14 protein-coding genes are annotated in these 15,499 nt (G+C 61.3%); 7 read left to right on the top strand and 7 right to left on the bottom strand.

Annotated elements, in window-relative coordinates:
- Positions 1–16: 16 nt before the first annotated feature.
- Positions 17–1,612: an FMN-binding glutamate synthase family protein gene (locus FHS49_RS07390; protein WP_184016848.1), complete on the bottom strand. Its 1,596-nt coding sequence runs from the start codon at positions 1,610–1,612 to the stop codon at positions 17–19.
- A gap of 241 nt (positions 1,613–1,853) precedes the next feature.
- On the opposite strand from FHS49_RS07390, the gene FHS49_RS07395 reads away from it, so the two are divergent.
- Positions 1,854–2,864 carry an LLM class flavin-dependent oxidoreductase gene (locus FHS49_RS07395; protein WP_184016850.1) on the top strand — a complete coding sequence of 337 codons (1,011 nt, stop codon included), beginning with the start codon at positions 1,854–1,856 and terminating at the stop codon, positions 2,862–2,864.
- Positions 2,865–3,028: 164 nt separating this feature from the next.
- On the opposite strand, the gene FHS49_RS07400 is transcribed toward FHS49_RS07395, so the two are convergent.
- On the bottom strand, positions 3,029–3,691 hold the full coding sequence (locus FHS49_RS07400) for an Npun_F0296 family exosortase-dependent surface protein (RefSeq protein WP_184016852.1): 663 nt from the start codon (positions 3,689–3,691) through the stop codon (positions 3,029–3,031).
- Positions 3,692–3,960: 269 nt separating this feature from the next.
- On the opposite strand from FHS49_RS07400, the gene FHS49_RS07405 reads away from it, so the two are divergent.
- Together FHS49_RS07405 and FHS49_RS07410 are read left to right on the top strand one after the other, a co-directional pair.
- Positions 3,961–4,380, top strand: a complete 420-nt coding sequence (locus FHS49_RS07405) for a hypothetical protein (RefSeq protein WP_246350427.1) — start codon at positions 3,961–3,963, stop codon at positions 4,378–4,380.
- Positions 4,381–4,675: 295 nt separating this feature from the next.
- Entirely contained in the window at positions 4,676–5,350 is a 675-nt protein-coding gene (locus FHS49_RS07410) for an Npun_F0296 family exosortase-dependent surface protein (protein WP_184016854.1), read from the top strand.
- 77 nt (positions 5,351–5,427) lie between these two features.
- On the opposite strand, the gene FHS49_RS07415 is transcribed toward FHS49_RS07410, so the two are convergent.
- From FHS49_RS07415 to fsa, 3 genes are read right to left on the bottom strand one after another with little or no spacing between them, the layout of a single operon-like run.
- Entirely contained in the window at positions 5,428–5,934 is a 507-nt protein-coding gene (locus tag FHS49_RS07415) for a DUF1993 domain-containing protein (RefSeq protein WP_184016856.1), read from the bottom strand.
- Between the two features lie 55 nt (positions 5,935–5,989).
- Positions 5,990–6,883 (bottom strand): tyrosine recombinase XerC, encoded by an 894-nt coding sequence (locus tag FHS49_RS07420; protein WP_184016858.1) that lies wholly within the window; start codon positions 6,881–6,883, stop codon positions 5,990–5,992.
- 53 nt (positions 6,884–6,936) lie between these two features.
- A complete protein-coding gene (gene fsa, locus FHS49_RS07425; protein WP_184016861.1) occupies positions 6,937–7,590 on the bottom strand; it encodes a fructose-6-phosphate aldolase in 654 nt (217 codons plus the stop codon).
- A 429-nt stretch (positions 7,591–8,019) separates the two neighbouring features.
- Here fsa and FHS49_RS07430 point away from each other — a divergent pair, with 429 nt between their 5' ends.
- The 4 genes from FHS49_RS07430 (at position 8,020) to FHS49_RS07445 (ending at position 12,389) form a co-directional block, all read left to right on the top strand.
- On the top strand, positions 8,020–8,508 hold the full coding sequence (locus FHS49_RS07430) for a MarR family winged helix-turn-helix transcriptional regulator (RefSeq protein WP_184016863.1): 489 nt from the start codon (positions 8,020–8,022) through the stop codon (positions 8,506–8,508).
- An 86-nt stretch (positions 8,509–8,594) separates the two neighbouring features.
- The gene (locus FHS49_RS07435) at positions 8,595–10,763 is read left to right on the top strand and encodes a primosomal protein N' (protein WP_184016865.1); all 2,169 of its coding nucleotides are present in this window, start codon (positions 8,595–8,597) and stop codon (positions 10,761–10,763) included.
- Positions 10,764–10,914: 151 nt separating this feature from the next.
- Positions 10,915–12,129, top strand: coding sequence for a hypothetical protein (locus tag FHS49_RS07440; protein ID WP_184016867.1), 1,215 nt, complete (start codon positions 10,915–10,917; stop codon positions 12,127–12,129).
- 71 nt (positions 12,130–12,200) lie between these two features.
- Positions 12,201–12,389 carry a hypothetical protein gene (locus FHS49_RS07445; protein ID WP_184016869.1) on the top strand — a complete coding sequence of 63 codons (189 nt, stop codon included), beginning with the start codon at positions 12,201–12,203 and terminating at the stop codon, positions 12,387–12,389.
- A gap of 25 nt (positions 12,390–12,414) precedes the next feature.
- On the opposite strand, the gene ada is transcribed toward FHS49_RS07445, so the two are convergent.
- A complete protein-coding gene (gene ada, locus FHS49_RS07450) occupies positions 12,415–13,452 on the bottom strand; it encodes a bifunctional DNA-binding transcriptional regulator/O6-methylguanine-DNA methyltransferase Ada (protein WP_184016871.1) in 1,038 nt (345 codons plus the stop codon).
- Positions 13,453–13,551: 99 nt separating this feature from the next.
- Positions 13,552–15,297 (bottom strand): methyl-accepting chemotaxis protein, encoded by a 1,746-nt coding sequence (locus FHS49_RS07455; RefSeq protein ID WP_184016873.1) that lies wholly within the window; start codon positions 15,295–15,297, stop codon positions 13,552–13,554.
- Positions 15,298–15,499 lie beyond the last annotated feature (202 nt).

Raw genomic sequence — 15,499 nt, forward strand, 5'->3', positions numbered from 1 at the left:
TTCGTCGCGCGCCGCTTCAGAAAGCCTCGGCGCGCGCCAGAGCCCAGTTGCGCTTGTAAAAGCCGTGATCGCAGCTTTCGTCGATCAGCGAGCCGGGCGTCACGAAGCTGTGCAGTTCCGAAAACTGTTTCACTTCGGTCGTGCTGATCCGCCGGACGAGGTGATGCGGGCCAAGATCGCTGGGATGATGCAATCCCGCGGCCGCCAGCATGTCCGCCAAGGCCCGAAGCGTGTTGGCGTGAAACCGATGCACACGCTCCGATTTGTCGGGCACGACCAGCGCGCGCTGCCGCACCGCATCCTGCGTTGCCACGCCCGTCGGGCAACGGTTCGTGTTGCATGACAGCGATTGGATGCAGCCGATCGCGAACATGAAGCCGCGTGCGGAATTGGCCCAATCCGCGCCGATCGCCAGGACGCTGGCGATATCGAATGCGCTCACGATGCGGCCGGCGGCGCCTATCCTGATCCGGTCGCGTATGCCGGCACCGGTCAGCACATTATGCGTGAACAGCAGCCCCTCGCGCATCGGGACGCCGATATGATCACTGAACTCGACGGGTGCGGCACCCGTCCCGCCTTCTGCCCCGTCCACGACGATGAAATCGGGATAGATGCCGGTCGCGAGCATCGCCTTGACGATTCCCATGAATTCCCAGGGGTGCCCCAGGCAATATTTGAATCCCACCGGCTTGCCGCCGGATAAGGTCCGCAATTGCGCAATGAACGCCATCATTTCGAGCGGCGTGGAAAAGGCGCTGTGGCTGGGCGGCGATATGCAATCCTGACCGATCGGAACCCCACGCGTCCCCGCGATCTCCGCTGTCACCTTCGCCGCGGGCAGGATGCCACCATGGCCGGGCTTGGCCCCCTGGCTCATTTTGATTTCGATCATCTTCACCTGATCGCTGGTCGCTTGGGCCGCAAAGCGGGCAGCATCGAATTTTCCCGCTTCGTCCCGGCATCCGAAATAGCCGCTGGCAATCTCCCATACGATGTCGCCGCCGAATTCGCGGTGATAGGGGCTGATGCTCCCCTCCCCGGTGTCGTGACTGAAGCCGCCCAGCTTCGCGCCTTTGTTCAGCGCGCGGATGGCATTGGCGGATAGCGAGCCAAAGCTCATCGCCGAAATGTTGAAGACCGAGGCCGAATAGGGCTTCGCACATTGATCGCCGCCGATGGTGATGCGGAACCCGGCCGGATCGGCCGCGGGGACCGGGCGCGCGGAATGGCCGATGAATTCATAGCCATCGCGATACACGTCGAGGAGCGTGCCGAAGGGATGATCGCCAGCCTCATCCTTGGCGCGCCGGTAAACCAGCGAGCGCTGGGAACGCGAGAAGGGCGCGGCCTCCTCATCGGCTTCGAACAGATATTGGCGGATTTCGGGCCGGACCATTTCGGCGAGCCATCGGATATGGCCGATGACGGGATAGTTGCGCTGAATGGCGTGCTGCTTCTGGAGCAGGTCGCGAAGACCAAGCAGAGTCAAAAGCCCAAAGACGATGGCCGGCACGATCAGCCAATGCCGATAGGGCAGCAGGATGATGGATATCCCGGCGATCAGAACGCATAAAAACAGGCTGGAGAAGCGGCTTAGACGAAACGGCATAGGGAACGGTCTCTCTTGGCGGGTGGTTTCCATGCCAACGACCATTGCGGTCGAAGCCGGGTTCGTAACAATGGCCGCCGTAACAGGTTAAGCGAGGGGCGGCTGGAAAAGTGTCTGCCGCTTCCACGACCTCGTCCATTATAAGGTGAAGGCGCCGCCAACCCTAGAGATACGGCGATTGGCCGCGTTTGATCGCGCGCCGAGGATTGTCGCTTGCTCCCCGCCTCCCCATATTGCCGCCATGACAGCATTTTCCATTCTCGATCTCTCTTCCATCGTCGAAGGCAGCACCGCCGGCCAGGCGCTGGCCAATTCGCTCGATCTGGCGCGGCACGGCGAAGCGCTCGGCTTCAAGCGCTTCTGGATGGCGGAGCATCATGGCATGAGCGGGATCGCCAGCGCCGCGACCGCCGTCGCGCTCGCGCATGTGGCGGCGGGCACCAAGACGATCCGCATCGGATCGGGCGGGATCATGCTGCCCAATCACGCGCCCATCATGATCGCCGAGCAATTCGGCACGCTGGCAGCGCTTCATCCCGGGCGGATCGATCTGGGGCTGGGCCGCGCGCCCGGATCGGATCAGCGCGTGGCGCAGGCGCTGCGCCGCAACCTCAATACGGACGCCAATCAGTTTCCCCGCGACGTGATGGAATTGCAGGCGTTTTTCGCAGACGATCCGCAATTGGGCATCCGCGCCATCCCAGGGGCGGGCGAAGACGTGCCGCTCTATATTCTGGGTTCCAGCCTGTTCGGTGCGCAGCTTGCCGCCGCACTCGGCCTGCCCTTCGCTTTCGCGTCGCATTTCGCGCCGGGCGATCTCGACGAAGCCCTGGCGATCTATCGCCGCGATTTCCGTCCTTCGGCACAGCTTGGCCAGCCCTATGCCATGGCCGCGTTCAACATCTTTGCCGCTGATACCGATGAAGAGGCCATGCTGCTCGCCAGTTCGATGCAACAAGCGTTCGTGGCACTGCGCACGGGCAATCCGCAACAGCTTCCGCCGCCGGTGCCGGACTATCGGGATACGCTGCCGCCGCAGGCCAATGCAATGCTGGATCAGGTGCTGCAGGCATCCGCCATCGGATCGCCGGAGACGGTGAGCCGCAAGGTGGCTGCATTTATCGAGCGCACCCGCGCGGACGAACTGATCATCTCATGCCAGATGTTCGATCATGAGGCGCGCAAGCGCTCTTTCACGATCGCCGCCCAAGTGCTCGGCGCTTTGACAGGCAGTCCATCTGTGGACGCCTGAGGTCTGTCTTGCGATGAATAAGGCGCGGCCTTGTCGTTCTTGCTTCATGCCGACATCGCAAGGGATATGGCGCGCCGAGGATGCCGAAAAACCGCCGTCAATATATCCGTCATGCCCGGCCGCATCCGTATCATCCCGGATGCGGCCGAACGGCGGAAATTCGATCAGGCGAAGCTGGTCTTGACGCTAACCTTGCGGCGCATCGCGTAACCGACCACGCCAAAGCCGATCAGCATCATCGCCCAGGTGGCAGGCTCCGGAACGGCATTGCCGAGCGTGACATTGTCCACCTCGAAGCCGCCGCCGCCATTCTGGATCAGCTTGACCTGGTCGAACTTGGTATCGCTGTTGAAGTTGAAGAAAGCGTATTTCTCTCCAGCATTGCCGCCGCCATTGGGATTGCCGGCATAGGCGCTGTCCAGCGCGAAGGCGGTCAGATTGAAGCTGCCCAGCGACGCACCGTTGGAAAAGAACTCAACGGCATTGCCGCCATCCAGAGCCGATGCCCACAGGCCGAAATAATTGACCGCGGTGGACAGGCCGATGACCGTATCGTTCGCCACCGTGATGAAATTGCTGCCGTTCGCGCCGCCATAGACATTGGCGGTGCTGGCGTTGAGGCGGCTGAACGTGGCCGTATTGCCGCCAAGCGCCACTGCGACGTTTTCGTTATAGCCGTTCAGCGTGTTGAACGTAGCGACGCCGCCGGTGTATGCTGTGGTGGTGTTCTGAACGCCGGCCGCTTCCACGGTCAGCGTCACGGCGGCATGGCCGGTGGCCGATACGGTAGCGAGTGCGGCAGCAGCGGCCAATTTCAAAATCTTCATAATCCCTGTTCCCTTGCAACGCGACCGAATCAAGACATCGAACGCTTAAAGCCATCTGGCGACGGACCGCTTTTGGGGGAACGGTATTAAAAAAATGGCATTCTGTTTGAATAAGATAGTGGTAACCATAAGGAAGGCTGAGGTGGTTTCGGACCATTGCAATCCGCACCTTCACGGCAGACCATGGGCATGGCACTCCGACATGGGAACGCAGGATGAGTGCAACATTCAGCAATCCTGCATACACCTTGGCTGGCTATAGCGATTGGATGAAACGAATCATTCTGGGCATGGCGCTTATCGTCGGCGGACTTTCCGGCGCTGCCATGGCGGCTGAAGGCGAAATCCCGCAGCGCACGCGCGTGATGACCACTTATGGTGACGAACGCTGCCCGCAAAGCACGGATCCCGATGAGATCGTCGTGTGCGCGCATGAACCCGAAACCGAGCGCTTCCGCGTCCCCAAGCGGTTCCGAGGCCAACGGCCGGATGATGCGCCGGCCGCGCAGGCGTGGGGGGCGCGGGTGGAATCCATGGATCAGATCACCCGCTTCACCCGGCCCAATAGCTGCTCGGCCGTCGGCTCCAGCGGGCAAACCGGGTGCACGGCCCTGATGCTCCAGCAATGGTTCGCAGATCGCCGCGCGATGAAGAGCGAGGAAGAGGCGTGGAGAGCGGGCAGCGAGTGACGGCGGACAGACCAAAGCCGTGGGCTGTTCTTGAGCGAATCGCATCGCGTCGCCCCTGCATGGCAGCTTCGTTACGCTGTTAACTCTTTAATTTGACAAGATTTACCATCTTATTGCTTTTTTGTGTCAATCCGACACAGGATTGTTGGATTGCCGTTAGGTGAACGCTAATTTTTCGTTAAAGCCTGTTTAGGAACCAACGGAAGTGCTCGCGGGCGAAGCCTTCTTATAATGATACCCGATCGGCTGGTTTCGAGGCCCAGCACAGGACCATTTTCAAAAAGGGTAGCGTATCATGAAGAAATTGATTTTGTCGGCCGCCATAGCATTGGCTGTGTCGACTTCCGCCCACGCCGCTGTGAACGTCACGATCACGACAGGTGCCGGGGCTTTTGCCGCTTCCTCCGCTGTGATCGGCAACAGCAAGATCATCACCTTCGACGCCGCCAATCCTCAGGGCATCACCTCTTCCGGTCTCGAAGGCGCTGACATCAAACAAGGTTCGGTCGCCAATCAGTGGCTGACCCCAGCGGGCGACACCTCAAAATATCTGCGCGTCGAAGCCATCGGATCGGGCAATTCCAACGGCGTGGATTATTTCAACGTATCCAGCGGCCCCGGTTTCGACACGGTCAGCTTTTACTGGGGTTCGGTCGATACGCACAATTCGGTGCGCATCTATTCCACCGATAGTCTTTATGAAACTTTCACCGGTACGCAAATTCTGGCTCTTGCCGGCATCACCACGAGCGGCACAACCAGCATTTTGGCAAGCTTCAGCAATGCGTCAGGTCTCATCAAGAAGATCGGCCTCATCTCGAACGGCACGGCATTCGAACTGGACAACATCCGCTTTTCGAACGCCGTTCCCGAGCCCGCCACCTGGGCGATGATGATCACCGGCTTCGGCATGGTGGGTTCGGGTATGCGTCGCGGCCGTCGCACCAAGCTGGCAACTGCCACCGCCTGATCCCGTCAGACTTTGTAAAAAAAACACCGCGTTTCCTTTGGGACGCGCGGTGTTTTTTTATGGGTGATCGCTGTGACTCAAGCGCTGCCCAGATAATCCAATTTGCCGATGGGCACGCCGCGATGGCGCAATAAGGCGTAGGCGGTGGTCATGTGGAAAAAGAAATTGGGGATCGCGAAGCTGAGCGCATAGCTCTGCCCCGTAAACGCGATCTCGCGGTTCGGGGTCGTCAATATGACTTCATCCGCCTCGCGCCCCTCCATGGCCGAGCGCGGCACGGCTTCAAGAAATGCGATGGTCTTCCCAATCCGCGCCTGCAGATCATCGAAGCTCGCCTCATTGTCTTCGAACACCACGTTTTCGATCTTGCCGATCCGGACGGCGGTCCCCTTGGCGGTGTCGCTCGCGCGCTGAATCTGGGCCGTAATCGGTGCCATGTCCGCAGTCAGACGGGTCGCCAGCAGATCAGTGGAATCGATCCCCTGTTCTTGCGCATAGGTGCGGCCCTTTTCAAGGATTTGGGAAAGCGCGTTCAAGCCGCGGATGAAGACCGGAATCGTCAGGTCGTAAAGGGAGGTGCTCATGTGCCATGCTTAGGCCTGCCCCGCGCGCGGGTCGATCCGCAAATTGCAAACCGCGTCACGCCCGGGGGTGGGCATTGCGATAGACGTCCATCAAATGCGCGGCGTCGACCGCTGTATAGATTTGCGTCGAACTGAGGCTGGCATGACCGAGCAGTTCCTGCAACGCACGCAGATCCGCGCCCCGCCCCAGCAGATGCGTCGCGAAGCTATGCCGCAACGCATGTGGCGTGGTGCGATCGGAGAGGCCGAGCCGCCCGCGCGATCGCTGGACGACGCGGCGGATCAGCGCCGGAGACAGTGGCCCGCCGCGCGCACCGCGGAACAGCGGTTGATCCTTGGCCAACGCATGGGGGCAAAGCGCCACATAATCGTCGATCGCCTGCCGCACCTGAGGCAGCAGCGGCACGATGCGCGTCTTGTTACGCTTGCCGGTCACACTCAGCGTCTCGCCCAGCGGCAGCACCGCCCCCGTGAGACCCATCGCCTCGCCAATGCGCAAGCCCGCGCCATAAAGCAGCAGCAGCACGGCCCAGTCCCGTGCGCCGATCCAGGGAGCCCGCGCCTGATCCGCAACGTCGCCCGCCAGCGCCACGGCCTCATCCGGCGATATCGGGCGCGGGACGCCACGTTTGACGCGCGGTCCTTTCAGCCGGGGGATGGTGCCGCCCTCCCCCGCCACGAATTGCAGGAAATTGCGCACCGCCGACAGTTCGCGCGCCGCCGATGCGTTGCCGATTCCGTCGCCCCGGCGCGCCGCGAGGAATGCACGCAGATCGGCCGGCTCGAGCGATACTAGCAACGCGCGATCCACCGCGCCGCCGCGATGGTCCTGCAAAAATGCCGCGAGCCGCTCGGCCGTCGCCACATAGGCGCGAATGGTATGCTCGGACCGCCTGCGACCGTTGAGCAGATGGTCACGCCACGATGTGATGAGAAGGCTGGCGGTCATCGGGTGACTATGCGCGCAACGTCGGTTGCGACGCAATCGCCCCCGATCGCGGCTCAGCCGATCTTCTGTCCGGTCTTCGCCCAATCCGCCATGAACCCTTCGATCCCCTTGTCGGTGAGCGGGTGATTGAACAGCATCTTGATCACCGATGGCGGCGCGGTCATCACGTCCGCGCCGATCTTCGCGCTTTCCAGCACATGGATGGGATTGCGCACACTGGCGACAAGGATTTCGGTGCCGAAATCATAATTATCGTAGATCAGCCGGATATCGGCGATCAATTCCATGCCGGGATAACCAATATCGTCATGCCGACCGACGAACGGTGAAATGAAGCTCGCGCCCGCCTTCGCCGCGAGCAGCGCCTGATTGGCCGAGAAGCACAATGTGACGTTCACCAGCGTGCCCTCGCTCGAAAGCGCCTTGCAAGTCTTCAGGCCATCGAGCGTCAACGGCACCTTGATGCAGACGTTATCTGCCACCTTGCGCAGGATTTCGGCTTCCTTCATCATCGTGGCGTGATCGAGCGCGACGACTTCGGCGGAGACCGGCCCGTCCACGATGCCGCAGATTTCAGTGACAACCTCCACGAAATCGCGGCCCGCCTTATGGATCAGCGACGGATTGGTGGTGACCCCGTCCAGCAGGCCGGTGGCGGCCAGTTCCGCAATGTCCTTGGTATCTGCGGTGTCGACGAAAAATTTCATGGGATAGCCTCGCGGGTGATTCGGTTGGACGCTCTATAGGCGTTGCGACGCTGGCACTCATACAGAATTGATCGCTTGCGCCACCCCCGCACGCGCGCCGCGCACACTGTCCGTCGAGCCGCTTGCGGACTACAGTAGTTCAATCATATCATCTTGAAAACAGATACTAAAAAGAAAGGAAATTGAACATCTTCTGCATTCACAGGTCGTCAATGACAGATATTTCAGATCATCGCCGGCATATGATATTCACATCAAAGTCGATTTATTCGAAATTAAATTTCTTAATTCACGTCACAATTGAAATTGAAATAAAATATCGCAAAAATTGGAACAAAAAGATCATCTCCTTCGTCCCTTGAAGACACCGACCAGAAACTTGATCTCTCGATGCACACAGGATCGGTGCCGTACCAAGGACGGGATTGCATGGATTATAGCCGCAGCGGTTTTCCTTTCAGGGGCAATCGCAACAATCCTTTCTCTCAGGAAGATTGGGTTGCCCATATTCGCAAGCTGACGGACGAGGTTCAGGAAGCGCTGCAACATTTGCCGGTTCAGCGCAGCGGAACCGCATCTACGGTCCAGTCAGACCTCCCCCTGCAATGTGCCAAACGCCTTGAACGGGAGCGGCAACAGCGGCTGCAATATTTCCCCGAAAATCTCGTGCGCGATCCGGCCTGGCCGTTGTTACTCGAGCTTTATCGCTGTCGCGCGGAGACAATCGAATTGTCGGTGACTGGTCTTTCCCACGCCACAAACATTCCAAGCGCGACCGGCCATCGATGGATCGACGAATTGAAGCGCGCGGGCATGGTGACCTTGTCGCCCTCCCTCACCGATGCACGCTGCACGATCGTGACGATGACCAATGAGGCTTTCAAGAAGATGGATCATTATTTGCGCGTGATCTGCTGATCGCGGTGTGTTTAGCATCAACACAAATCTCCTCGTAAAACGGCGAACAGATTCCTTTTCTCGGCAACCGTCCCTAACTAGGCAGCATGACTCGTGCCCGCGTCCTGTTGCTCAATGCCGCGCTCGGCCCGCTGGATTACCGCGTGCCGCATGGCATGACGGTCCAGCCGGGTTCGATCGTGCTCGCGCCGCTCGGCCCCCGCCAATTGACCGGGGTGGTGTGGGAAGAGGATCGGATGCCCTCCGCCGGAGAGGTGGGTGATAATCGCCTGCGCCCCTTGCTTTCCACCTATGATCTTCCGCCGCTCAAGGACTCCCTGCGTCGCCTGATCGAATGGACCGCTGATTATTATCTCGCGCCGCCTGCTGCGGTGCTGCGCATGGCGCTGGCGTCGGCCTCTGCATTGGAAGGCGCGCGCACGATCACCGAATATCGGCTCACCGGCTTTATTCCCGAGCGCATGACCGCGCAACGCGAACAGGCGCTCAAACGGCTGGCGGAACGCCAGGGTCTGATCCGCGAACTCGCCATCGCCGCCAATGTGTCGGATGGCGTGATCCGCGGCCTGGTGAAGGCGGGCGCGATCGAGCCGGTGGAAGTCGATATCGATATGCCCTTCAACCCGCCTGATCCTGATCATCATCAGCCCGATCTCTCGGCCGTGCAGACCGCCGCCGCCGACGCCATGGTGGAAGCGGTTCAATCCGCCGCATTCAAACCCTTCCTGCTCGATGGCGTCACCGGATCGGGCAAGACCGAGGTTTATTTCGAGGCGGTCGCCGCGGCGATTCGTGCTGGAAAGCAGACGCTGATTCTTCTTCCGGAAATCGCGCTGACCGAGCCTTTCCTGAAGCGCTTCACCGCGCGTTTCGGTCATAGCCCCGTCGCCTGGCATTCGGATCTGCGCCAGTCGCAGCGTCGCCGGGCCTGGCGTGCGATCGCCAGCGGCGAGGCGCTGGTGACGGTCGGCGCACGGTCCGCCCTGTTTCTGCCTTATGCCAATCTGGGGCTGATCGTGGTCGACGAGGCGCACGAAACCAGCTTCAAGCAGGAGGAAGGCGTGCATTATCATGCGCGCGACGTGGCGGTCATGCGCGGCAATTTCGAGGGTTGCCCGGTCGTGCTGGCATCAGCAACACCAGCGATCGAGACGCGCCAGCAGGTGGAGCTGGGCCGTTATACCGAACTCCGCCTGCCCGCGCGCTTTGGCAACGCGACCATGCCGGATATCCAGGCGATCGACCTGATCGCCGAGCCACCCGAGCGCGGCACCTGGATCGCGCCCCGCCTGGTCACGGCGACGGCCGAGACGCTGGAGCGCGGCGAGCAGGTATTGCTGTTCCTCAACCGCCGCGGTTATGCGCCGCTGACGCTGTGCCGCCATTGCGGACACCGCTTCCAATGCCCCAATTGCACCGCGTGGATGGTGGAACACCGGCTGATCCGCCGCCTCGCCTGCCATCATTGCGGCCATACCATGCCGCCCCCCCATGCCTGCCCCGAATGCAAGGAGGAGGATAGTCTGGTGGCCTGCGGCCCCGGCGTCGAGCGCATTGCGGATGAGGTGAAAGCGCTTTTTCCGCAAGCGCGCACCGCGATCATCACGTCAGACACGATCGGGTCTCCCGCCAAGGCCGCCGAATTCGTCAACCGGATGGAGGCCGGCGACATCGATATCGTGATCGGCACACAGCTCGTCACCAAGGGCTATCATTTTCCCAATCTCACGCTGGTGGGTGTGATCGATGCCGATCTCGGGCTTGAGGGCGGCGATCTGCGCGCGTCGGAACGCACGTTTCAGCAGATCATGCAGGTGTCGGGCCGCGCGGGTCGCGGGGAAAAGCCCGGCCATGTGCTAATCCAGACGCACAGCCCTACCGCGCCCGTGATCGAAGCGCTGATTTCGGGCGATGCCGAGAGCTTCTATGCCGCCGAAACCGAAGCCCGTCGCGACGCCGGCGCGCCGCCCTTTGGCCGTTATGCGGGGATCATCGTTTCATCCGAGGATCAGAAGCTCGCGCTGGAAACGGCCACGCTGATCGGACGCACCGCGCCCAAGGTAGAGGGAATGCAGGTCTATGGCCCCGCACCTGCGCCACTCGCGATGCTGCGCGGGCGTCACCGTTTCCGTCTGCTCGTCCACGCTCGCCGCGCGCTGGACGTGCAGGATGTGATCCGCGATTGGCTGGGGGCGCTGGAATGGGGCACAAAGGTCCGCGTCGCTGTGGATGTGGACCCTTACAGCTTTCTATAGTCAAGACACATAATCGTAACAGTATCCGATCCTCTTCGCGGGAAAAGACTGCCTTGCATCATGCCCGATAGTCGCGCTAGCATTGTCCGGGCTGGGGGGGCTTTGCGATATGTTCTTTCGTTTCATTATATGTCTTGCCGTTTGGATCATCATGCCTGGCATGGCCCATGCGGGGTGGAAGCGCGCGACTTCGGACAATTTCCTGGTCTATTCCAACGGCAGTGAAGAGGGACTCCGCAAATTCGCAGCCAAGGTGGAAGCCTTCGATTCCCTGCTCAGACTGGTCACCCGGCTGGAAGCACCCCCCGCACCCAAGCGACTGGAGATATATCTGCTGCGTGACCAGGCATCGATCCACAGGATCCTGGGCCGCGCCGGGCGGAACGTATCGGGCATTTATCTCCCCAACATGTCCGGCGCGCTCGCGCTTGTTCCGCGGAGCGAAGGCAGCGACAAATATGATCTTGATGGCGAAACCGTGCTGTTTCACGAATATGCTCATCATTTCATGATGCAATATTTCGCAAACGCCTATCCGCCCTGGTATGTCGAAGGTTTTGCTGAATATTATTCGACAGCGGAGGTGGATAGCGACAAGGGGACAGCCTCCATCGGCAAACCCGCTTACCACCGCGCTTATGGGCTGAACCTTTCGGCACCATTTCCGATCAAGCGGCTTCTCTCCGACGATCCCAATCCCCGAAATGGTCAGGAGGGCGATGCCTATTATGGCCGTGCCTGGCTGTTGACGCACATGCTGAGCTTTTCGCCGCCCCGCAAAGGCCAGCTCACGAAATATATCGACGCTTATGCCAATGGCGTCCCCGCGGAAAAAGCCGCCACGGATGCGTTCGGGCCGATATCCGGGCTGGAGGAGGATCTGAAACGCTATCTCGTCGCGCGCAAGATGGCCTATCGCCAGTTATCGGGCCTCAGCATCAAGGGCGCGTCGATCATGATCCAAGCCGTCAGTCCTGCAGAAGACGCGCTGATCCCGGAACGGCTCAACCTGATGACCGGCATTGAAGAGAAAGAAGCAGACGGCTTTATCAGCAAGGTGCGTAGGGAAGCCGCGCTTTACCCAGACAGCCCCTATGCCTGGGATTTGCTGGCCGAGACCGAGAAGCTGACGGACAATGAAAAGGGCGTGGCCGCGGCCGATGAACGGTTGCTCCAGATCAAGCCCGATCACATTCCCGCGCTGCTGCGCAAGGCCGCGGCCTTGGCGGACGCTTCAGGCGAAGCGGAGGATGAGCAGGCACATTGGAAAGCGGTCCGAGCGCTGATCGTGAAGGCAAATCGCGCCGATAACGACAATACGGTCGCACTGTTCCGTTATTATCAATCCTATCGCGATCAGGGATAGACCCGCCCGAGGTCGCCGTTGACGGGCTGTTCCGCGCCTATGAGCTCGCTCCGCAATCCGATGACATCCGCATGGCTTTCGCGCAGCATTTGATGATGGAGAAAAAGTTCAAGAATGCGCGCAATGTGCTGCTGCCGATCGCCTATGCGCCTCATGCCGGCGGAGGCCGTGACGCTGCCCGCGAAATGATTGCGACCATCGACGGCAAACCGGCTCCGGCGTCAAAGGCAGAAACGACCGAAGCGCCATCGGGCGAATGATCCAGCCTGAATCGCCGGTTCGCCGTCACTTCACCCCTTCGCGTTTCCGCAATGCCAGCTTGCGATCGATCCCATAAGCATAGCCGCCCATCGTGCCATCGGCGCGCTGGGCGCGGTGGCAGGGAATGGCGATCGCGATATGATTGGCGCCGCAGGCCGTGCCCGCCGCGCGAACCGCCCTGGGATTGCCGGCAATGGCGGCCAGTTCGCCATAGGTCCGCGTCTCCCCGATCGGGATGGCCCGGAGCGCTTGCCATACGGCCTCCTGAAACGCCGTGCCCTGCACGTCCATCGGCAGATCATGATGCCGCTCGGGATGTTCCACATCGGCCACCACACGCGCGGCGAGCGTTTCCAGCGCCTGGCCGCCGGCCTGGATATCCGCCGCAGGAAAGCGTTCGCGCAAAGCCTCTTCTCCCTCATCGAACGACACGCGGCACAATCCCTTGTCCGTCGCGGCGATCAGCAGCGGTCCCAGGCTGGTGGGGGCGATGGTCCAGCGGATCGTGACCCCCGCCCCGCCGCGCTTCCATGCGCTGGGCGTCATGCCCAGGCGCTGCCTGGCATCCTCATAGAAGCGGCTTGGCGCGGCATACCCCGCATCATAAATGGCGTCGGTCACTTTGCGCTCCTTGGTCAAAGCCTTGGCTGCCCTGTTCACACGTAATCCGCGCGCATAGGCCGCGGGTGTCACGCCCGTGGCGCGTTTGAACAGGCGATGGAAATGATGCGGCGCATAGCCCACCCATGCGGCCAGTTCGTCGAGCGACAGGCTGTCTTCGGCGTTATCAATCAAAGCGATGGCCCGCGCCACCGCGACCCGGTCCCGCCCCACTTCATCTGGCTTGCAGCGCAGGCAGGCGCGATAGCCCGCCGCCAGTGCCGCCGCGCCATCGGCGAAAAATTCCACATTCTCGCGCCGAGGATGCCGCGCCGGGCAACTCGGCTTGCAATAGATGCCCGTGGTTTTGACGGCGCCGACGAATTGACCGTCGAAGCTGCGGTCGCGCCGTTCGAACGCTGTCCAGGCGATGGCGGGATCGAGATGCAGGTTCATACTCATGAAGCACGATGTAGCGGCTCATGCGCCGCCACACATCCCAGCGCTTGCTTTCAAAGCACGACCCCCATGCGTTCGGAAAAGAAGTCGGTTCAATCAGCCTCAGACGGCCTTTACCCGCTCCACCATCCGCGCGATCTCGTTGCGCAGGAATTCGGTCTGGCTCGCCACTGAGTCGGCCGCGCTGCTCAATCCTCCCGCCATCCGCCGAGCGGCTTCCGCGCGCTGCTTCAGCCCGGTCATGCTTTGCGCCGTATCGCGGCTTCCCGTGTCGACGAAGCCGATCGATTCGGCGATATCCTGGCTGGCGCGGCTTTGCGTTTCAACCGCCTGAGCGATGAGACTGGCCGATTCGTCCAGTCCGGCGATCAGCCCGTCAATCGTTTCGAAGCTGCCGACGGCCTCTCGCGCCGTCCGGTCGATGCTGTGAAGCCGATCTCCGATCGTGGCGGCGGCCGCCTGGGTCTGGCGGGCGAGCGCCTTCACCTCGTCGGCCACAACGGCGAACCCAGCCCCGGCAAGGCCGGCGCGCGATGCTTCGATCGTGGCGTTGAGCGCAAGCAAATTGGTCTGCTTGGCCACACCGCTGATGATATTGAGCACTTGGGAGATTTCGGTGACCAGTTCGGCCAGCTTCATTGCACGATCCCGGCTGCTCGCGGCCTGGCCACGCGCGGCCTGCGCATTCAGGCGAGCATTCTGGGCGGTATCGCGAACCCGCGCGATAGCGCCGGCGAGCGCCTGACCGCTTTCATAGACCACATTGACGGTGGTCGCGGTCTGTTCGGCCAGAGAGGCGGCAGACAGAGCCAGATCCTCCGAAACCGTGGCTTCTCCGGACATGGCGGCTGCCGTCACCCGCATATCCCCACCCGCCCGAACGAGATTGCCCACGCTTTGCGCGATATCGCTTTCAAATCCGGCGAATACGGTATCAAGCTCTTCGGCGCGGCGCGTGCGCGCGCTGAGGATTTCGGCGTCTCGCGCGTGGCGCTCGTCTTCGATGCTGCGGCTGTGCAATTCAAGCCGCCGCGCTTCACCCGCACGCTCGCGGGCATAAAGCAGGGCGCGGGCGATATCGCCGATCTCATCTTCGCGATCGAGACCGGGTATCAGGCCGTCGGCCTCAGCCAGCCCGATCCGCCGGGTGGCCTCGGCAATCTCTTCCAGCGGACGATCAATATTGAGCCTGGCCGCGCGCACGCCCCAATAGCCGATCGCTATGGCCGCGAGCGTCAGGAACAGCGCAATACCATAGGCGGCCACCAGCCCGAGATCGAGCCGCCGCCCCTCTGCGGCTGCATCCGCGCGCAGATCCTCCACCAGCGTGCGGCTTGCATTCGTCAAGGGATCGACCGCCGCGTACAGCGCACCGCTCACGAAGAAATCCAGATCATCGGTGTTGCCGGTGCGCAGCAGCGCGATCAATCGTGCGGTGGTCTTGCTCGCATCCGCGCGGGCTTCCCTAACGTGGGCGGCCGCCGCATCGTGCCTGTGGCCGAGCGTGAGGCCGGCAAACACGCGCCATGCTTCGTCCGCGCGCGCTCTGGCCGCCTCCACCGCGCCCACGCCGCTCGCCGGAGACATGTTGCCGCTACGCACCTTGTTCGCGATGGCAAGCGCTTCGGCATATCCGCTCGAGACATCCTGAAGATCGCTGATCGGCTCGATACGATCATGCAGCAAGGTCGTCACTGTATTGCGGGTCACCAAGGTGGTCGTGACGAGCGCGATCGCCAACACAAGCTGCACCGCCAGCAAGGCACCGAGAATCAGTTTGAGCTGACCCTTGATCGATCCCGCACCTCCCGAACCCGAAAGAAACAGCGTAGGCAGAAACGGCTTCATGATTCGCGACATTCCCTTTTTCGAGGATTGGCGCGGCTTTCGCAGGCAAAGCTGAAATCAGGGTTAATAAATTATTACAGTTCCAAGACAGGAATCCTATGTCCCGTTCGTCTTGCATCCCCGCAAAAGCGATGCTAGCAGCCCGGCGACCCATCTGGGGGCGCTTTTGCGGCCCCCTTTTCGCATGGGGCCAATTCCGTTT

It is taken from the genome of Sphingobium boeckii, assembly GCF_014199215.1.
GTDB lineage: Bacteria > Pseudomonadota > Alphaproteobacteria > Sphingomonadales > Sphingomonadaceae > Sphingobium_A > Sphingobium_A boeckii.